Below are 18,894 nucleotides of genomic sequence, written 5' to 3'. Positions count from 1 at the left end.
CCGGATGCTAAAGACCGATTCCTTTTGGAACGTCTGGCCATGGCCTCTTCAAATCAAGCAGTGTTATGCCGTTATCGCTACGACCCACTGGATCGCTTGGCATCCAGTTCGCCGGTAGGGCAGGCGGCCCTTCAGCGCTTCTATCACAAGAACCGCCTGGCGACCGAAATACAGGGCGCGTTGCGGCGTACGGTCTTTCAGCATGATGATCTGTTATTGGCTCAGCAGCGGCGTGTTGAGGGTGTGCTGGAAACCACGCTGCTGGCAACCGATCAGCAGCGTTCTGTTTTGCAGCTTGTGGATAAAGCGGGTACTGAGCCTATTGCCTATAGCCCCTACGGTCATCATCCGGCAGAAAGTGGCTTGGCCAGTTTGCTGGGTTTCAATGGCGAACGACGCGATCCGGTGACCGGGCATTATCTGTTGGGAAATGGGTATCGCGCTTATAACCCGGTGTTGATGCGCTTTAACAGCCCGGACAGTTTGAGCCCGTTTGGTGAGGGTGGGTTGAATGCGTATGGGTATGTGGGTGGGGATCCGGTTGGGTGTGTGGATACTTCGGGGCATGTTCCAATGTTTAAGCCTTTTTTTAAGCGGTCGAGCCCTTATCACAGGCGGGATATACTGTCTGATTACATTATTCCTGTTACATCCTCACGTAATCGAGCTTTACTGGGATCTCAAGCGGGGGGCGCGCGCGATGGTATTTACTCCTCAGCGACTTCACTTGGTAACAGTTCGGGAGCAGCTTCTGAGCAAGCAATGAATTTCTCAATAACTAAGCCGATAGCGTCAACGAGTAAAGCTGCATCGTCGAATGGTTCAGCGAGCACCGCACGTTTAGTCGCGCCGACGGAGAAGAAAGCGGCTCCAGTTCCTTTTTATACACAGGATGAAGCTCTAAAAGCTTTGTATGATGATTATCGGGTCGCATCCAAAGCTGCGAAGTCTGCTCATGTTTCTGGCTCTCCTAGCTCTGAATACTACCGTTTAGCGGGTGAGGCTTACCTGAAGGAGGGTGTTTACCTACGCTCCAAACTTGCACATATTGAATTGCTTGGAGTAGACGGAGCTCATAGAGCCACCTATTCAAATTTAAAAAGTAAAATTAAAAGACTTTGGACTTATCAAGACCCTAATATTTTTCCACATTTAAGTAAGGTAGATGATATACGTAAGTAAAGTTCAAACAGCCCTCTTCCCCAAAAACACCGGCAAATACAACCCCAAATAAGCATCAAACACCCGCATGCCTTCCTCAGCCATGCGCGGTGTGATCTCGTCATGCAACTGCACCGACCGCGCATACACCCGATCCCCCAGTTCCATCGCCAGCGCAAATACGTCCACGTCATCCGGCAGCGCAGGCAGCTGGAAGTGGCGATCAAAGACCTCAAGCATCAAGTGCCCCAGTTCAATGTCGTGCTGGCGGTCGGCCTGATTGATTTCGGTCAGGCCGTGCTGGGCGAGGATCAACTGCCGGGCGGCGGCGTCGGCGTTGTAGATGGCGAGCATGCGCAGTTCGACGATGCGTGACAGGTCGCGCCAGGTGGTGAGCTGATCGTGATCGATGGGCGCCTGCAGCGATGCGCGGAAGGCGGCGTGGATGTCGGCGGTCAGTGCTTCGAGTAGCGCCGGAACGCTGGCGAAGAAGTGATACACCGACGAAGGCGGAATGCCGGCGCGTTCAGCCACGCTGTAGATCGACAGGCTGGCCACCCCTTGTTCGGCAAGCAATGTGCGCGCGGCGTCGAGAATCGAATCGATCCTGGCCTGGCTGCGTGCTTGCGGTTTGCGGGGAGTGGCGGCGCGTGTCATGGGCGTGGCTCTTGATTGGGCTGGCGGCATTGTAAGGGATTCTGACTGGATGAATCTCTGTCGTCGCCAAACGATTATCGCTCCCACGCTGGAGCGTGCGGAACGATAGTCGCCCGCAAGAACACCATCGTGCCCATGCTCCGCGTGGGTATGCCGTTCTGGACGCTCCGCGTCCTCTCCTGATTATGTGGCGCGGCGCAGATCTGTGACGCGGAGCGTCACCCAAGGCGTTCCCACGCTGGAGCGTGCGGAACGATAGTCGTCCGCAAGAACACCATCGTGCCCATGCTCCGCGTGGGTATGCCGTTCTGGACGCTCCGCGTCCTCTCCTGATTATGTGGCGCGGCGCAGATTTGTGACGCAGAACGTCACGAATGGCACGCCCACGCTGGAGCGTGCGGAACGATAGTCGCCCGCAAGAACACCATCGTGCCCATGCTCCGCGTGGGTATGCCGTTCTGGACGCTCCGCGTCCTCTCCTGATTATGTGGCGCGGCGCAGATCTGTGACGCAGAGCGTCACGAATGGCACGCCCACGCTGGAGCATGCGGCGCGAGAGATGCTCCGGGCGCAAACAAAAACGCCGCAAAGCTCAAGGCTTTGCGGCGTTATGTGTTGCCCAGCCTCAATCAGACCGTATGCAGGTACCAGTTGTACTCAAGGTCGGAGATCGAGTGTTCGAACTCTTCCAGCTCGCTCTCTTTACAGGCGACAAAGATGTCGATGTATTTCGGATCGATGTACTTGGCCATGACCGGGTTGTCGTCCAGCTCGCGCAGTGCGTCGCGCAGGTTGTTCGGCAGGCTTTGTTCGTGCTGTTCGTACGAGTTGCCTTCCACCGGAGCGCCAGGCTCGATCTTGTTGACCAGACCGTGATGCACGCCTGCCAGCACCGAAGCCATGACCAGATACGGGTTGGCATCGGCACCGGCTACGCGGTGTTCGATACGCACGGCATCGGCCGAACCGGTTGGCACGCGGACCGCGACCGTGCGGTTGTCCAGGCCCCAGGTGGGCGAGTTTGGTACGTAAAACTGAGCACCAAAGCGACGGTACGAGTTGACGTTCGGGCACAGGAACGCCATCTGCGCAGGCAGGGTCTCGAGCACACCGCCGATCGCGTGACGCAATGCGGCGTTCTGCTCGGGATCCTCGCTGGTGAAGATGTTCTTGCCATCGCGATCCAGAATCGAGATGTGGACGTGCAGACCATTACCCGCCTGACCCGGATAGGGCTTGGCCATGAAGGTCGTGTCCATTTCGTGATCGTAGGCGATGTTCTTGATCAGGCGCTTGAGCAGCACAGCGTAGTCGCACGCTTTGATAGCGTCTGCGACGTGGTGCAGGTTCACTTCGAACTGCGCAGGGGCACTTTCCTTGACGATGGCGTCGGCAGGAATGCCTTGCTCCTTCGCACCTTCCAGAATGTCCTGCAGGCAATCGACGTATTCGTCGAGGTCATCGATCAGGTAGACCTGTGTCGAGTGCGGGCGCTTGCCGGAGATAGGGGAGCGGGGCGGTTGCGGACGGCCGTTAACGTTCTCCTGATCGATCAGGTAGAACTCCAGCTCGAAGGCGGCGCAGATGGTCAGGCCCATTTCATCGAACTTGGCGACTACCTGGCGCAAGACTTCGCGCGGGTCGGCGAAAAACGGGTCACCTTCGATTTCGTGCATGGTCATCAGCAGTTGCGCGGTAGGGCGCTTTTGCCAAGGCTCGTTGCACAGGGTGTCAGGGATGGGATAACAGATTCGGTCAGCATCACCGATATCCAGGCCCAGACCGGTGCTTTCCACCGTGGAGCCGTTGATATCCAGGGCAAATAAAGAGGCCGGCAGGTTGATGCCTTTCTCGTAAACCTTATGGAGGCTGGTGCGCTCGATGCGTTTGCCACGCACCACACCATTCATATCTGCAATCAGAAGGTCAACGTACAGAACCTCAGGATGTTCCTTAAGGAACGCGTTCGCTTCGTTAAGCTGAACGGCACGCGGGGGTACCGACATGATGCAACACCTTTGTTGTTAAAAATATCAATCATCAATGATTGCGGATCTCAGTCAATCCGAAAGCCATGATGAAGTCAATAGAGCCTTTTTTGCCCTAAAACTGCGCCAGATGGCCTTTTTTGCCGCTATTTAGGGCGTTTTATCGTGTTTCTATTCAGTCTTGATCGCCAGCGTGAGCGGCCTGTCTTCTATTTTTAACGGGTTATTGTATAAAAAAATGAACGAGGCTAAGCTCGATCGCAACCCAATAGAGCAACAATAGCGGGGGTCCAATGCTTCACCTTCCCTTGGTCGGCACGCGGATATCGAGTCCGCATAGCGGTCATCATGCCTGTGATACCCATGCTCGTGGTGAACTGACGCACTTTGCTACACACCTGAACGACCGTTCGGGCTCGCCTGCTCTACGCTCAAGACCGGACATTACCACTATAACCGCGTCGCCAGTGTTATGGCGGCCGTCTGGAACTCCGGCTCTGCAGGTGTCACCTTACCCCTAATCGGCGCCTGCCGAAACGAGTTGTACACCGTGACGCCGACGCGTCGAAAAAACGCCTGATCACGATCAGGACAAGAAAACCCTGAGGTATTTATGAGTACCAACCTCGACCAGCTCACCGATTGGTTGAAAGAACACAAGATTACCGAAGTCGAATGCATGGTGTCCGACCTCACTGGCATCACGCGTGGCAAGATCTCGCCGACCAACAAGTTCATCGCTGAAAAGGGCATGCGCCTGCCTGAAAGCGTGCTGTTGCAGACAGTGACCGGCGACTACGTAGAAGACGACATCTACTACGAACTGCTCGACCCGGCAGACATCGACATGATCTGCCGCCCCGACCAGAACGCGGTGTATCTGGTGCCCTGGGCCGTCGAGCCCACTGCGCAGGTGATCCACGACACCTACGACAAGCAGGGCAACCCCATCGAGCTGTCGCCGCGCAACGTATTGAAGAAGGTGCTCAAACTCTACGCCGATCAAGGCTGGCAGCCGATCGTGGCGCCGGAGATGGAGTTTTACCTGACCAAGCGCAGCGACGACCCGGATTACCCGTTGCAACCGCCCATCGGTCGCTCCGGGCGCCCTGAGACCGGTCGCCAATCGTTCTCTATAGAAGCGGCAAACGAATTCGACCCGCTGTTTGAAGACGTCTATGACTGGTGCGAACTGCAGAACCTGGACCTCGACACGCTGATTCACGAAGACGGCACAGCGCAGATGGAAATCAACTTCCGTCACGGCGATGCCCTGTCGCTGGCCGATCAGATTCTGGTGTTCAAGCGCACCATGCGTGAAGCCGCGCTCAAGCACGACGTGGCGGCGACCTTCATGGCCAAGCCCATGACCGGCGAACCGGGCAGCGCCATGCACCTGCACCAGAGCATCATCGACATCGAGACCGGCAAGAACATCTTCTCCAATGAAGACGGGACCATGAGCGAGCTGTTTCTAAACCACGTCGGTGGCCTGCAGAAGTTCATCCCCGAGCTGTTGCCGCTGTTCGCGCCCAACGTCAACTCGTTCCGCCGTTTTCTGCCCGACACCTCGGCACCCGTTAACGTCGAATGGGGCGAAGAAAACCGCACCGTCGGCCTGCGCGTACCGGATGCAGTGCCGCAGAACCGCCGTGTGGAAAACCGTCTGCCGGGTGCAGATGCCAACCCTTATCTGGCGATTGCCGCCAGCCTGCTGTGCGGTTTCATCGGCATGGTCGAAGGCATCAACCCGAGTGCGCCGGTGGTCGGGCGTGGCTACGAGCGGCGCAATCTGCGCTTGCCGTTGACCATCGAAGACGCGCTGGAACGCATGGAAAACAGCAAGACCATCGAGAAGTACCTGGGCAAGAAATTCATCATCGGTTATGTCGCGGTCAAGCGTGCCGAGCATGAAAACTTCAAGCGTGTGATCAGTTCGTGGGAGCGAGAATTCCTGCTCTTCGCTGTCTGATCCCGCAGGGCGCCGCCGCGGTTGATGCGCGGCGCTCTGACTACTGACCTGAAACAAAGGAAGTGCTGCATGAGTGCCAACAACAACCCGCAAACCCTCGAATGGCAGGCCCTGAGTAGCGAGCATCACCTGGCACCGTTCAGCGACTACAAACAATTGAAAGAAAAAGGCCCGCGCATCATCACCCGCGCCGAGGGCGTGTACCTTTGGGACAGCGAGGGCCACAAGATCCTCGATGGCATGTCCGGTCTGTGGTGCGTGGCCATTGGCTATGGCCGCGAAGAACTGGCCGATGCTGCCAGCAAGCAGATGCGTGAGCTGCCGTACTACAACCTGTTCTTCCAGACTGCTCACCCGCCGGTGCTGGAGCTGGCCAAAGCCATTTCCGAGATCGCTCCGCAGGGCATGAACCATGTGTTCTTCACCGGTTCAGGCTCCGAAGGCAATGACACGATGCTGCGCATGGTTCGTCATTACTGGGCGTTGAAAGGCCAGCCGAACAAGAAAACCATCATCAGCCGCGTCAACGGTTATCACGGCTCCACGGTCGCCGGTGCCAGCCTTGGCGGCATGACGTACATGCACGAACAGGGCGACCTGCCGATACCGGGTATCGCTCATATTCCGCAGCCCTACTGGTTCGGTGAAGGCGGCGACATGACGCCCGACGAGTTCGGTGTGTGGGCCGCCGAGCAACTGGAAAAGAAAATCCTCGAGCTGGGTGTCGAGAACGTCGCTGCGTTCATTGCCGAGCCGGTTCAGGGGGCAGGCGGCGTGATCGTTCCGCCTGAATCCTACTGGCCAAAAATCAAAGAGATTCTGTCGCGCTACGACATCCTGTTTGCCGCCGATGAGGTGATCTGTGGTTTCGGGCGCACCGGTGAGTGGTTCGGTAGCGATTTTTACGGCCTCAAGCCCGACATGATGACCATCGCCAAAGGCCTTACCTCCGGTTATGTGCCGATGGGCGGCCTGATCGTGCGCGACGAGATCGTCGCGGTGCTCAACGAGGGCGGTGATTTCAATCATGGCTTTACCTACTCGGGGCACCCGGTGGCGGCAGCCGTCGCACTGGAGAACATTCGCATTCTGCGCGAAGAAAGGATTGTCGAACGGGTGAAGTCGGAAACGGCACCTTATTTGCAAAAGCGTTTGCGTGAACTGAACGATCATCCGCTGGTAGGTGAAGTGCGTGGCGTCGGGTTGCTGGGGGCCATCGAGCTGGTGAAAGACAAAGTCACCCGCGAGCGCTACACCGACAAGGGCGCGGGCATGATCTGTCGAACCTTCTGCTTCGAGAATGGCCTGATCATGCGCGCCGTGGACGACACGATGATCATTGCGCCGCCACTGGTGATCAGTTTCGCGCAAATCGATGAACTGGTGGAGAAGGCGCGTACGTGCCTGGATCTGACGCTGGCCGCACTGCAGAGCTGAATCCGCAAAAAGTGCGGGGATGTGCGTTGTTTAACGAGGGGCGGCTTGAAAGCCTGCTCCGGAACTTGCCAGACTAATGGCTACACGCCGCCAATCGACGGTCAGTGATAAAAATACATTGGAGCTACGCATGAAAAAATTTGGCAAGACCCTTCTCGCGCTGTCCCTGATGGGCGTTGTGGCCACTGCTGCGCAGGCCGATGACAAAGTGCTGCACGTCTATAACTGGTCCGATTACATCGCGCCGGACACCGTTGCCAAGTTCGAGAAAGAGTCGGGCATCAAGGTGGTCTACGACGTTTTCGACAGCAACGAGACGCTGGAAGCCAAATTGCTCGCTGGCAAGTCCGGTTATGACATCGTCGTACCGTCCAACAACTTCCTCGCCAAGCAGATCAAGGCGGGCGTTTATCAGGAGCTGGACAAGTCCAAACTGCCGAACTGGAAGAACCTGAACGAATCCTTGCTCAAGGCCGTGTCGGTCAGCGACCCGGACAACAAGCACGCCTTCCCTTACATGTGGGGCTCGATCGGTATCGGCATCAACCCGGACAAGGTCAAGGCCGCGCTGGGTGCTGACGCGCCGGTCAACTCGTGGGACTTGCTGTTCAAGCCCGAGAACGCCGCCAAGCTGAAGTCGTGCGGCATCAGCTTCCTCGATTCGCCAACCGAAATGCTGCCAATCGCGCTGCATTACCTGGGCTACCCGACCGACTCTCAGGACAAGAAGCAGCTTGCCGAAGCCGAAGCGCTGTTCATGAAGATTCGCCCATCGATTGGTTACTTCCACTCGTCCAAGTACATCTCGGACCTGGCCAACGGCAACATCTGTGTCGCGGTCGGTTACTCGGGTGACATCTATCAGGCCAAGTCGCGCGCTGCTGAGGCCGGTGGCAAGGTCAAAGTTGCTTACAACATTCCCAAAGAAGGTGCCGGCAGCTTCTACGACATGGTTGCCATCCCCAAGGATGCCGAAAACGTTGAAGGTGCCTACAAGTTCATGACCTTCCTGATGAAGCCGGAAATCATGGCTGAAATCACCAACGCCGTGCGCTTCCCGAACGGTAACGCTGCTGCTACGGCGCTGGTCGACAAGGAAATCACCGGCGATCCGGGCGTTTACCCGCCTGCTGACGTCCAGGCCAAGCTGTATGCAATCGCCGACCTGCCTGCTGCCACGCAACGAATCATGACCCGCAGCTGGACCAAGATTAAGTCAGGTAAATAAGCCTGTCATCAAACCTGTGGATGCTGCGTAGCCCTGGCTGCGCAGCTTCCAACAGACAGGAACATCGCCTAAACCTTTGCTGGTTGGACGCATAGACGGTAAGTTGCGCGCCGGTTTGGTTTTCCGGACGCCCTCCGGCGCTCAGGCCCCTCTGCTAAAAGGACTCATTCTTTGTCTATTTCTATTTTTTCCAAAGCCTTGCTGGCGGCTGCCGGCCTGACACTGACCCTCAGTGCCCAGGCTGAATCCACCGTGCATATTTATAACTGGTCCGATTACATCGGCAAGACCACCCTGGCAGACTTCAAAGCCGCTACCGGCATCAAGCCTGTGTACGACGTGTTCGACTCCAACGAAACCCTGGAAGCCAAGCTGCTGGCCGGGCGCACCGGCTACGACGTGGTGGTGCCGTCCAATCACTTCCTCGGCAAGCAGATCAAGGCGGGCGCGTTCCAGAAGCTCGACAAGTCGCTGCTGCCCAACTACAAAAACCTCGACCCTGCGCTGCTCAAGCGTCTGGAGAAAAACGATCCGGGCAACCAGTACGCTGTCCCGTACCTGTGGGGCACCAACGGCATCGGTTATAACGTCGACAAGGTCAAGGCGGTGCTCGGTGTCGACAAGATCGACTCCTGGTCGGTGCTGTTCGAGCCTGAGAACATCAAGAAGCTGTCCAGTTGCGGAGTAGCGTTTCTTGATTCCGCCGATGAAATGCTGCCAGCCATGCTCAACTACCTGGGGCTGGACCCCAACAGTACCAAGGAAGCCGATTACAAGAAGGCCGAAGCCAAGCTGATGGCGATTCGTCCTTACGTAACCTATTTCCACTCGTCCAAATACATCACCGATCTGGCCAACGGCGATATATGCGTTGCCGCAGGTTTCTCGGGCGATGTGTTCCAGGCCAAGGCTCGTGCAGAAGAAGCGGGCAAGGGCGTGAAGCTCGCTTACAGCACCCCGAAAGAGGGCGGCAACTTGTGGTTCGACATGCTGGCGATTCCGGCGGACTCGAAAAACGTCAAAGCCGCCAGCGCCTTCATCAACTACATGCTTGACCCCAAAGTCATTGCCCAGGTCAGCGATGAAGTCGGCTATGCCAACCCCAATCCCGCCTCCGGCGAGTTCATGGAACAGAAAATTCGTACTGACGCAGCGGTCTACCCGTCTCAGGAAGTGCTGGACCGTCTGTTCGTGAACAGCGAGTTGCCACCCAAGGTGCAACGTCTCATGACCCGCAGCTGGACCAAAGTATCCGATCCACGAACCCCACATTTCAAGCCACTGGCTGACGCCTGATGCTGTGCTCCCGTTTTCTTTCAGGAGCCAGCACCATGATGCGACCCGACGCCAAAGTCGAGAAAGTCTACCTCTATCCCAAACCCGTGGATTTCAGAAAATCCATCGATGGCTTAGCTGCTTTGGTCGAGTTGGATATTAAAGTGGCGGTCTTTGATCCGGTGCTCTTTGTCTTTCTCAACAAATCCCGGAATCGAGTGAAGATTTTGTATTGGGAGCGTAACGGCTTCTGCCTTTGGCTCAAGCGTCTCGAGTCCGAGCGTTTCAAAATCTCGCCAGATGATGTCGACGAAGCCATTGTGCTGACGGTTCAGGAATTGAATTGGCTGCTGGATGGATTTGATCTGTGGCGCAACCGTCCTCATAAGATTTTGACTCCAAGGTTTGTTGCCTGACGGGTATAATCCAGGGCATGCGACCATTGCCCGACAACCTTCCTGACGATCCCGTATTGCTCAAACAGATGCTGCTTGAGAGCTACGAAGCACGCTCGCGCAAACAGGAAGTTAAAGACGCCTACGCCACTCACATCGTTGATCTCAAAGAGCAGATCAAGCTGCTGCGTGACCGTATTTTTGGTCGAAAGTCCGAACAAACCGTCGAGCCTAATACCCCTCAACTTGCCTTGTTCAATGAACCTGAAAGCGAGCCTATGCTCCCGGTCGGCGATGCTGATGAGGAAGTAGTTGCTCCTGCGCCACGCCGTGGCAAGCGCAAGCCACTGTCGGCTGATCTGCCGCGCATTGAAGTCATCCACGAGCTGCCCGAACACGAACTGACCTGTGCCTGCGGTTGCCGCAAGCATGTCGTCAGCGAGGAAACCAGCGAGCAACTGGATATCGTGCCGATGCAGATTCGGGTGATCAAACACATCCGCAAAGTCTACGGCTGTCGTGGCTGTGAGTCGGCACCGGTCACAGCCGGCAAGCCTGCGCAGTTGATTGAAAAGAGCATGGCCAGCCCCAGCGTGTTGGCCATGCTGCTGACCACCAAGTATGTCGACGGCTTGCCGCTGCATCGTTTTGAAACGGTGCTAAGCCGACATGGCATAGAAATCCCGCGTCAAACGTTGGCCCGCTGGATTATCCAGTGCGGCGAACATTTGCAGCCGCTGTTAAATCTGATGCGTGATCGATTGCTGGAAAGCCCGGTCATCCACTGTGACGAAACCCGCGTTCAGGTACTGAAAGAACCAGATCGAGACCCGACCAGCCAATCCTGGATGTGGGTACAGGCCAGCGGGCCTCCAGATCATAAAGTCGTATTGTTCGACTACACTTCCAGCCGCGCGCAGGACGTACCGTTACGGCTGCTGGAAAGTTATCGCGGCTATGTGATGACTGATGATTACGCGGGCTATAACGCGCTGGCGTTACAACCGGGCGTGGAGCGCTTGGCGTGTATGGCCCATGCGCGGCGCAAATTTGTCGAAGCACAAAAAGTGCAACCTAAGGGCAAGACCGGGCGTGCCGATATCGCGCTGACGATGATCAATAAGCTGTACGGTATCGAGCGCGAATTGAAAGACGGCAGCGACGAACAGCGCTTTACCGGTCGGCAGGAGAAAAGCCTGCCAATCTTGGCTCAGTTGAAAAGCTGGCTGGATAAAACTCAGTCCCACGTGACGCCGCAAAGCGTGCTGGGCAAGGCAGTTGGTTATCTGGCGAATAACTGGAGTCGGCTGAAGCGTTACGTGGAAGCCGGCTTTTTACCGATCGACAACAACCCGGCAGAGCGCGCAATAAAGCCGTTTGTTATTGGGCGCAAAGCCTGGCTGTTCAGCGACACGCCTAAAGGCGCCACCGCCAGTGCACAGATCTATAGCTTGGTCGAGACCGCCAAGGTCAACGGCCAGGAGCCCTATACGTGGCTGCGCCACGTACTGGAGAGGTTGCCACTTGCGCAGTCGGTGGCCGACTATGAGGCGTTGCTGCCGTGGAACTGCTCACCGGAAATGCCAAGATAAACGGAAGCCGCATCTGATGGTAGGTGTGGTTGGTGGATCGCTTACGGACCAAAGTCAAGTCGGGCAAATAACTATTCAGCACCCGGCCGCATTGGCCGGGTTGCCTACCTGTTGGGAGTTTCACCCATGGCAGTTGCCTCCGGCGCCTACAAGAAAGCCCTCGAAGGCGGTCAGCAACCCAAAGAGGTGCTGGTCAGGATCGATAGGGTCACCAAGAAGTTCGACGAGACGATTGCGGTGGACGATGTGTCCCTGCAGATCAACAAGGGCGAAATCTTCGCCCTGCTTGGCGGCTCTGGCTCCGGCAAGTCCACGCTGCTGCGCATGCTGGCCGGTTTCGAGCGCCCGACCGAGGGGCGTATCTACCTCGACGGCGTCGACATCACCGACATGCCGCCGTACGAACGTCCGATCAACATGATGTTTCAGTCCTATGCGCTGTTCCCGCACATGACCGTGGCCGACAACATCGCCTTCGGCCTCAAGCAGGACAAGCTCGCCAAGTCGGAAATCGAAGCCCGTGTGGCCGAAATGCTCAAGCTGGTGCAGATGACCCAGTACGCCAAGCGCAAGCCGCATCAGCTTTCCGGCGGCCAGCGTCAGCGTGTTGCGCTGGCCCGTTCGCTGGCCAAAAAGCCCAAGCTGCTGCTGCTCGATGAACCGATGGGCGCGCTGGACAAGAAACTGCGCTCGCAGATGCAACTGGAGCTGGTGGAGATCATCGAGCGCGTTGGCGTGACCTGCGTGATGGTGACTCACGATCAGGAAGAGGCCATGACCATGGCCGAGCGCATCGCCATCATGCATCTGGGCTGGATCGCGCAGATCGGCAGCCCTATCGACATCTACGAAACCCCTACCAGCCGTCTGGTCTGCGAGTTCATCGGCAGCGTCAACCTGTTCGAGGGTGAAGTGATCGAGGACATGGAAGGCCATGCGCTGATCCGCAGCCCGGAGCTGGAACGCAACATTTATGTCGGCCACGGCGTCAGTACGTCGGTGGAAGACAAGCACATCACCTACGCATTGCGCCCGGAAAAACTGCTGATCACCGCTGAACAACCCGGTTTCGAATACAACTGGTCGCGCGGCAAGGTCCACGACATTGCCTACCTGGGCGGCCATTCGGTGTTCTACGTCGAACTGCCGGGCGGCAAGCTGGTGCAGTCGTTTGTCGCCAATGCCGAGCGTCAGGGCGCGCGACCTACCTGGGGCGATGAAGTCTACGTCTGGTGGGAAGACGACAGCGGCGTGGTACTGCGCTCATGAAAATACGCAAGATCAAGCGCGCTTTCGAGCGCATAAAACCCACCGGGCGGCAGATGGTCATCGGTGTGCCGTTCCTCTGGCTATTCCTGTTCTTTGCCTTGCCGTTTTTGATTGTGCTCAAGATCAGCTTCGCCGAAGCCGACGTCGCGATCCCGCCGTACACCGAGATCTTCAGTTACGCCGACGAAAAGCTGCAAATGGCCCTGAATTTCGCCAACTACACCTTGCTCAGCGGCGATGATCTGTACGTTTCGGCGTACCTGGGTTCGCTGAAAATGGCGTTTATCAGCACCGCGCTATGCCTGCTGATCGGCTACCCGATGGCCTACGCCATCGCCAGCGCCCGCAAGGACCTGCAGACCGTGCTGTTGCTGCTGATCATGATGCCGACCTGGACCGCGATCCTGATTCGCGTGTATGCGTGGATGGGTATTCTCAGCAACAACGGCCTGCTCAACGCCTTTCTGATGTGGCTGGGCCTGATCGACGCGCCGTTGCAGATCCTCAATACCAACCTGGCGGTGTACATCGGCGTGGTCTATTCCTACCTGCCGTTCATGATCCTGCCGCTCTATGCCAACCTCGTGAAGCACGACACCAGCCTGCTGGAAGCCGCGTCCGACCTGGGCTCCAGCACCTTCAACAGCTTCTGGAAAATCACCGTGCCGCTGTCCAAGAACGGCGTGATCGCTGGCTGCATGCTGGTGTTTATCCCGGTGGTGGGCGAGTTCGTGATCCCCGAACTGCTCGGTGGCCCGGAAACCCTGATGATCGGCCGTGTGCTGTGGCAGGAATTCTTCAACAACCGTGACTGGCCGGTGGCTTCGGCACTGGCGGTCATCATGCTGCTGGTGCTGATCGTGCCCATTATTCTGTTCAACCGCAGTCAGGCCAAAGAGCTGGAGGGCAAGGCATGAACCGCTTTCGATTCTCGAACCTGATGCTGGTTTTCGGCCTGTTGTTCATCTACGCGCCGATGGTGATTCTGGTCATCTACTCGTTCAACGCCTCGCAACTGGTGACGGTCTGGGGCGGTTGGTCGGTGAAATGGTACGTCGGCCTGCTGGACAACTCGCAACTGATGGGCTCGGTGATGCGCTCACTGGAAATCGCCTGCTACACCGCTATTGCGGCAGTGGCATTGGGCACCATGGCCGCGTTCGTCCTGACCCGCATCAGCCGCTTCAAGGGCCGGACGTTCTTCGGCGGGCTGGTCACGGCGCCGCTGGTGATGCCGGAAGTAATCACCGGTCTGTCGCTGTTGCTGCTGTTCGTGGCCATGGCGCAGATGATCGGCTGGCCGCAGGAACGCGGCATCATGACCATCTGGATCGCCCACACGACGTTCTGCGCGGCTTACGTGGCGGTTGTGGTGTCGGCGCGGCTGCGTGAGCTGGACCTGTCGATCGAAGAGGCGGCAATGGACCTGGGCGCGCGCCCGTGGAAGGTGTTCTTCCTGATCACCATCCCGATGATCGCGCCGTCACTGGCTGCCGGGGGCATGATGTCGTTTGCGCTGTCGCTGGACGACCTGGTACTCGCCAGCTTCGTTTCCGGGCCGGGCTCGACGACCTTGCCGATGGAGGTGTTCTCTGCTGTGCGCTTGGGCGTGAAGCCTGAAATCAACGCCGTTGCGAGTCTGATCCTGCTGGCCGTGTCACTGGCGACCTTCCTTGTCTGGTTCTTCACCCGCCGCGCTGAAAACAACCGCAAACGCGCGATCCAGCAAGCCATCGAGGAAAGCGCTGCCGACGCCTGGACGCAGCCTGACCCAAGGCGAGCGCCAGCTGTCTGACAGCTATGGCAGGACGCAGAGCGTCCAGAACTGCATACCTACGCAGAGCGCAGGCACGATGACCAGTCAAATGGCTATCGCTCCCACGCTCCAGCGTGGGAGCGCAGCTCTGGACGCTCTGCGTCCGATCTTGATAGCGCGGTGCTACGCAGACTTGTGACGCGGAGCGTCACGAAATGCATGCCAACGCGGAGCATTGGCACGATAGTCAAACCCGGTTGTGCCTGATGTACCGTGTGTAACGGTTTCACTGTCGGTTCCCGACAGTTCGAGGACAAGTCCCACACAAGGAATTGTGGCGATCGCTACTCCCCCGGCACCAACCGCAAAACGCCTTCGGTATGCGCTGCCACATCTTCCTCACTAAAGCGCTGCGGCACGTACTCGCCGTTCACAAACGCCTTGGCCTGATCCGAATAGTGCTTGTCGAACGGTACACCGCTCTGGCCTACCGGGTTGATGCCCAGGCTGTGGGCCGGGTCGGCGAAGTCTATGAGGCGGCGGGTCGAGGGGCCGTAGCCGACGGGCCACGGGGCAGGGCGGATGCTGGAGGACAGGTTGTTCGGTACTTCGTGAGTGCCCGGCGCAGCATACGGGCCGACGTTGAAAATACTGTCCAGCGGCTTCTGTGATCCCAGCGGATGACCTTGGGTCAAAGTGTGAGCCTTGCCCCAGAGCCATTCGTCCGGATTGGTGCCGTACAGCGATCGCAAGTGCGAAACGCTGGCCCGCCAGGCCACCTTGACGGTGTTGGCGCGGCTTTCTTCGTGGGGCGAATTGCGATTGTTCCACCAGGGCGAATCGGCATCGGCGGCCAGGCGTGGCAAGGCGGAGTCCAGTGCGCGGGTCGACAGCAAGGTTTCAAACAGCGCATCGTCCAGTTCGTCGTGGAAAGTCTCTTCAGTCAGGTCGAAGAGGAACTGGTTGAACAGCGTGGCACCCACCGAATCAACCGGGTAATCACCTTTCCAGCTGGCCAGCCGCTCGACCAGCGCGAGTTCGTCCGGGTCGCTGATCGCGCTGCGCAGCACCGGAATCAGAGGCCTGAGAATGCTCGGGGCGTAATCGGTCTGTGTGCTCAACTGCAAGGCCTTGCTGGCCGCCAGGTCCCACTTGATGCTGGAATCACTCAGTTGCCGGTTGAGTTCCTGGCCGCGCTCAGCCGGGTTGTAATACCCCGGAATCTGCATGCCGGTCGGCGACAGTGGCTGGAAGTTGGCTGACACGATGTAGCCACGCGCAGGGTTTTCTTCGTGCGGGTTGGCGCTGAACGGGTAGAAACCCAGTTTATCGGCCTGCGCGGTGCTGCCATCCAGAATGAAACCCGGGTTGACGCCTTCCGGGCGGATCGGCAGTTGCGCCGCTGCCCACCAGCCAATGTCGCCCTTGGCGTTGGCCCAGACGATATTAAGGCCCGGCGACTGGATCTTCTCGGCGGCGCTGCGCATCTTGTCCAGCGTGTCGGCGCGATTGGCATCGTAGAAACCATCAAGCACGGGGTTGGCGGACACCAGAAATGACCACCACATTGCAATCGGCGTCTGACCGGCATTCTTGCCCATCACGTTATTGACGATAGGGCCGTGCGGCGACTCAATCAGGGTCAGCGTGACCGGGGCCTGACCTTTGACCGCGATCTGCTGCTCGGTACGCTTCATGTCCACCCATTGGCCGTGATACCAGACCTGATTGGGGTTGTCGGGGTTGGTCTTTTCGGCAATCAGGTCAACGTCATCGTTCTGAAACATGGTCAGGCTCCAGCCGAAATCCATGTTGTGGCCCAGAAACGCGAACGGGTTGAGCGCCGGAAAGTGACCGTACAGCTCAAAGCCTGGCGCAGACAGCTGCGCCTCGTACCATACCGAGGGCACCGAGAAGCGAATGTGCGGATCGCCCGCAAGAATAGGTTTACCGCTTTGCGTGCGGCTGCCGGAAATCGCCCAGGCGTTGCTGCCCTCGAATTGCGGCAGGCCTGCGTCTTCCAGCGCCTTGTGGCTCAACTGTGCCAGTTCAGCCAGGCCTTTCCAGTCGGCGCTGGCCAGTGCCGGTTTTGCGTCCAGCATACCGTCCGGGTGCCAGTCCAGATCGAACACTTTCAAATACTGCGGGCCAAGCTGGTCGCGCACGTAGGTCAGCAGTGGCTCGGTGCGGAACGCGGCGGCAAAACTGTAGGCCAGATAGCCGCCGATGCTGAGCGTGTCTTCGGCAGTGAAGCGCCGCCTGGGGATGCCCAGCACGTCAAACTCCATCGGCCTTGCGTGGGTGTCCTGATACTGATTGATGCCGTCGATGTAGGCTTCCAGCGCTTTCCAGGTCGCAGTGGTCTTGTCCTGGTGTGCGACGTATGCGTCAGCATGCTCGCGGATGCGCAGGGTGCGAAACAGTTTGTCGGTCTCGAGCAGATTCGGCCCGAGTATTTCGGCCAGCTCGCCACGCGCCAGACGACGCAGCATTTCCATCTGGAACAGCCGGTCCTGGGCATGGGCGTAACCCAGCGCACGGTACAGATCGGCTTCGTTTTCAGCCCGTATGTGCGGTACGCCGCGCTCGTCGTAACGCAGGGTGACGGGCGCTTGAAGACGGCTCATGGCGATCTCGCCATCGCGGACCGGCTGCTTGCTGTTCACGTACCAGCCTGCGCCGCCGGCGATGATGGCAATAATAATGGCTAGAATGACAAGGCTGCGTTTCATCCGGGTTCTCGAAAATTACAACTGGCAGGGGCCATGCAGGCTACAGTTTCAAAAGTGCAATCAGCTAGCGACAAAGCCGGGTCTCTCGACTGAGCGGGTGGCTGAGTCAGTCTGCAAGCTTGCGGCAATTGTCTTTACGACACTATGAAGCTTTGCGGCAAACTGGCGAATATCACGACAGTCGATTATGGCGGCATAGCTTGCCATGCCGGAGTAGACAGAAGAATATCGTTACACAACTTTACGATTTCCTTGCCGGAATCTGGAAACCCCATGTCCGCCACGTTCGACCCCGATAATCTGCGAGCCAGCCTGCTGGCGCTGAACGTTATTGACCCCCTTTCTCTGGACGGTCAGGCGTATCAGCGCTTCTACGGTCTTGCAGGCCTTGGCGGTGAAAATGTGGTGCGCAGCTGGCTTGGTCGCCTTGATGTTGACGGCTATGAGATTGTCGGGCAAGTGTGGCTGCCCGAAAGCCCGGTCGCGACGCTGTTTCTGTTTCATGGTTTCTACGACCACATGGGCCTGTACCGGCATGTCATCGAATGGGCGCTGACCCAGGGTTTTGCAGTGATCTCCTGCGACCTGCCAGGGCATGGATTATCCAGCGGCAGCCGTGCCAGCATCAACGATTTCGCCGAATATCAGGTGGTATTGCAGCGCCTGCTGCTTGAAGCCGGCTCCCTGGGTCTGCCGCACCCCTGGCATCTGTGCGGGCAAAGCACGGGTGGCGCGATTGTGATCGATCACTTGCTGCATCAGGGCGCAGAGTCTCCGGCGCAAGGTGAAGTCATTCTGCTGGCACCCTTGGTCAGGCCGCGTGCATGGGGCTGGTCGCGTTTCAGCTATCGCCTGCTCAAGCCCTTCGTGAGCGGCATTGCCCGGCGCTTCACCGAGAACTCCAACGCGCCGGCGTTCCTGCCTTTTCTGCTGGCCGACCCGTTGCAGCCGCGTCGCCTGCCGACCGCCTGGGTCGGCGCGCTGGCGCAATGGATCGTGCGCGTCGAAAGTGCTCCTCGCAGCCTGCGCAGCCCGATCATCATTCAAGGCGACGCAGACATGACGGTCGATTGGTCGCACAACCTTGCGGTCCTGAAAGACAAGTTCAGCCAGCCGCACATTCTCATGCTGGGGCACGCCCGGCATCATCTGGCCAACGAAACGCCGGAATTGCGGGCCAGGTACTTTGATTTCGTGAAAGGGCGGCTGGGCTAGGTTTTCGCAGCCTTGTCTGCCAGCAGCGCCTTTACCTGGCGGCGCAGGCGAAAGTTTTCAGCGGCCAGCACGGCCACCATCAGCAGACTCAGTACGCCAAACGCATCCTGCCCCAGAGAACTCCAGAACAGCCAGGCGAAAAAGGACATTACGATAGCGGTGGCCAGCAGGGCCAGAGAGTCTTTCATGCGATTGCTTCCATTCCTTGACCTCAGGC

At 58.0% G+C, this 18,894-nt stretch carries 15 protein-coding genes; 11 read left to right on the top strand and 4 right to left on the bottom strand.

Going from position 1 to position 18,894, the window contains the following annotated elements; translation table 11 throughout:
• Positions 1–39 precede the first annotated feature (39 nt).
• The gene (locus PSPTO_RS27450) at positions 40–1,182 is read left to right on the top strand and encodes an RHS repeat-associated core domain-containing protein (protein WP_011105419.1); all 1,143 of its coding nucleotides are present in this window, start codon (positions 40–42) and stop codon (positions 1,180–1,182) included.
• Positions 1,183–1,185: 3 nt separating this feature from the next.
• Here the strand turns inward: PSPTO_RS27450 and PSPTO_RS27445 are convergent, their stop codons facing one another.
• Together PSPTO_RS27445 and PSPTO_RS27435 are read right to left on the bottom strand one after the other, a co-directional pair.
• Positions 1,186–1,818 (bottom strand): TetR/AcrR family transcriptional regulator, encoded by a 633-nt coding sequence (locus tag PSPTO_RS27445; protein ID WP_010205950.1) that lies wholly within the window; start codon positions 1,816–1,818, stop codon positions 1,186–1,188.
• Positions 1,819–2,447: 629 nt separating this feature from the next.
• A complete protein-coding gene (locus PSPTO_RS27435; protein ID WP_003382104.1) occupies positions 2,448–3,824 on the bottom strand; it encodes a glutamine synthetase family protein in 1,377 nt (458 codons plus the stop codon).
• 595 nt (positions 3,825–4,419) lie between these two features.
• On the opposite strand from PSPTO_RS27435, the gene PSPTO_RS27430 reads away from it, so the two are divergent.
• From PSPTO_RS27430 to PSPTO_RS27390, 9 genes are all read left to right on the top strand, one after another.
• The gene (locus tag PSPTO_RS27430) at positions 4,420–5,778 is read left to right on the top strand and encodes a glutamine synthetase family protein (RefSeq protein WP_003382103.1); all 1,359 of its coding nucleotides are present in this window, start codon (positions 4,420–4,422) and stop codon (positions 5,776–5,778) included.
• Between the two features lie 69 nt (positions 5,779–5,847).
• Complete coding sequence (locus PSPTO_RS27425; RefSeq protein ID WP_011105418.1) at positions 5,848–7,215, top strand: aspartate aminotransferase family protein; 1,368 nt, start codon at positions 5,848–5,850, stop codon at positions 7,213–7,215.
• A 130-nt stretch (positions 7,216–7,345) separates the two neighbouring features.
• Entirely contained in the window at positions 7,346–8,443 is a 1,098-nt protein-coding gene (locus PSPTO_RS27420) for a polyamine ABC transporter substrate-binding protein (protein ID WP_005767078.1), read from the top strand.
• A gap of 171 nt (positions 8,444–8,614) precedes the next feature.
• Positions 8,615–9,739 (top strand): polyamine ABC transporter substrate-binding protein, encoded by a 1,125-nt coding sequence (locus PSPTO_RS27415; protein WP_011105417.1) that lies wholly within the window; start codon positions 8,615–8,617, stop codon positions 9,737–9,739.
• Positions 9,740–9,774: 35 nt separating this feature from the next.
• Positions 9,775–10,134, top strand: a complete 360-nt coding sequence (gene tnpB / locus PSPTO_RS27410) for an IS66 family insertion sequence element accessory protein TnpB (protein ID WP_003409203.1) — start codon at positions 9,775–9,777, stop codon at positions 10,132–10,134.
• A gap of 17 nt (positions 10,135–10,151) precedes the next feature.
• The gene (locus PSPTO_RS27405; RefSeq protein WP_011105416.1) at positions 10,152–11,705 is read left to right on the top strand and encodes an IS66-like element ISPsy5 family transposase; all 1,554 of its coding nucleotides are present in this window, start codon (positions 10,152–10,154) and stop codon (positions 11,703–11,705) included.
• 126 nt (positions 11,706–11,831) lie between these two features.
• Positions 11,832–12,974: a polyamine ABC transporter ATP-binding protein gene (gene potA / locus PSPTO_RS27400; protein WP_005737104.1), complete on the top strand. Its 1,143-nt coding sequence runs from the start codon at positions 11,832–11,834 to the stop codon at positions 12,972–12,974.
• A complete protein-coding gene (locus tag PSPTO_RS27395) occupies positions 12,971–13,891 on the top strand; it encodes an ABC transporter permease subunit (protein WP_005767073.1) in 921 nt (306 codons plus the stop codon). The genes potA and PSPTO_RS27395 overlap by 4 nt, the downstream gene beginning before the upstream one ends.
• Positions 13,888–14,769, top strand: coding sequence for an ABC transporter permease subunit (locus PSPTO_RS27390; RefSeq protein WP_005767071.1), 882 nt, complete (start codon positions 13,888–13,890; stop codon positions 14,767–14,769). Before PSPTO_RS27395 ends, PSPTO_RS27390 begins: the two co-directional genes overlap by 4 nt.
• A 305-nt stretch (positions 14,770–15,074) precedes the next feature.
• On the opposite strand, the gene PSPTO_RS27385 is transcribed toward PSPTO_RS27390, so the two are convergent.
• Entirely contained in the window at positions 15,075–17,462 is a 2,388-nt protein-coding gene (locus PSPTO_RS27385) for a penicillin acylase family protein (RefSeq protein ID WP_011105414.1), read from the bottom strand.
• 273 nt (positions 17,463–17,735) lie between these two features.
• Between PSPTO_RS27385 and PSPTO_RS27380 the strand changes: the two genes are divergently transcribed.
• Positions 17,736–18,677: an alpha/beta hydrolase gene (locus tag PSPTO_RS27380; RefSeq protein WP_005767067.1), complete on the top strand. Its 942-nt coding sequence runs from the start codon at positions 17,736–17,738 to the stop codon at positions 18,675–18,677.
• Here the strand turns inward: PSPTO_RS27380 and PSPTO_RS27375 are convergent.
• Positions 18,674–18,865, bottom strand: coding sequence for a hypothetical protein (locus tag PSPTO_RS27375; protein ID WP_005767065.1), 192 nt, complete (start codon positions 18,863–18,865; stop codon positions 18,674–18,676). The genes PSPTO_RS27380 and PSPTO_RS27375 overlap by 4 nt on opposite strands.
• Positions 18,866–18,894: the final 29 nt, after the last annotated feature.

The organism is Pseudomonas syringae pv. tomato str. DC3000, from assembly GCF_000007805.1.
In the GTDB taxonomy this organism is placed as follows: domain Bacteria; phylum Pseudomonadota; class Gammaproteobacteria; order Pseudomonadales; family Pseudomonadaceae; genus Aquipseudomonas; species Aquipseudomonas avellanae.
The sequence above is the reverse complement of the archived record's forward strand: the minus strand, read 5'-3'. Positions and strand labels throughout refer to the sequence as shown.

Excerpts from the sequence above, each read along its gene's own strand:
- PSPTO_RS27450 (WP_011105419.1), top strand. The coding sequence starts at position 40 with ATGGCCTCTTCAAATCAAGCAGTGTTATGCCGTTATCGCTACGACCCA.
- PSPTO_RS27445 (WP_010205950.1), bottom strand. The coding sequence starts at position 1,818 with ATGACACGCGCCGCCACTCCCCGCAAACCGCAAGCACGCAGCCAGGCC.
- PSPTO_RS27435 (WP_003382104.1), bottom strand. The coding sequence starts at position 3,824 with ATGTCGGTACCCCCGCGTGCCGTTCAGCTTAACGAAGCGAACGCGTTC.
- PSPTO_RS27430 (WP_003382103.1), top strand. The coding sequence starts at position 4,420 with ATGAGTACCAACCTCGACCAGCTCACCGATTGGTTGAAAGAACACAAG.
- PSPTO_RS27425 (WP_011105418.1), top strand. The coding sequence starts at position 5,848 with ATGAGTGCCAACAACAACCCGCAAACCCTCGAATGGCAGGCCCTGAGT.
- PSPTO_RS27420 (WP_005767078.1), top strand. The coding sequence starts at position 7,346 with ATGAAAAAATTTGGCAAGACCCTTCTCGCGCTGTCCCTGATGGGCGTT.
- tnpB (WP_003409203.1), top strand. The coding sequence starts at position 9,775 with ATGATGCGACCCGACGCCAAAGTCGAGAAAGTCTACCTCTATCCCAAA.
- PSPTO_RS27405 (WP_011105416.1), top strand. The coding sequence starts at position 10,152 with ATGCGACCATTGCCCGACAACCTTCCTGACGATCCCGTATTGCTCAAA.
- potA (WP_005737104.1), top strand. The coding sequence starts at position 11,832 with ATGGCAGTTGCCTCCGGCGCCTACAAGAAAGCCCTCGAAGGCGGTCAG.
- PSPTO_RS27395 (WP_005767073.1), top strand. The coding sequence starts at position 12,971 with ATGAAAATACGCAAGATCAAGCGCGCTTTCGAGCGCATAAAACCCACC.
- PSPTO_RS27390 (WP_005767071.1), top strand. The coding sequence starts at position 13,888 with ATGAACCGCTTTCGATTCTCGAACCTGATGCTGGTTTTCGGCCTGTTG.
- PSPTO_RS27385 (WP_011105414.1), bottom strand. The coding sequence starts at position 17,462 with ATGAAACGCAGCCTTGTCATTCTAGCCATTATTATTGCCATCATCGCC.
- PSPTO_RS27380 (WP_005767067.1), top strand. The coding sequence starts at position 17,736 with ATGTCCGCCACGTTCGACCCCGATAATCTGCGAGCCAGCCTGCTGGCG.
- PSPTO_RS27375 (WP_005767065.1), bottom strand. The coding sequence starts at position 18,865 with ATGAAAGACTCTCTGGCCCTGCTGGCCACCGCTATCGTAATGTCCTTT.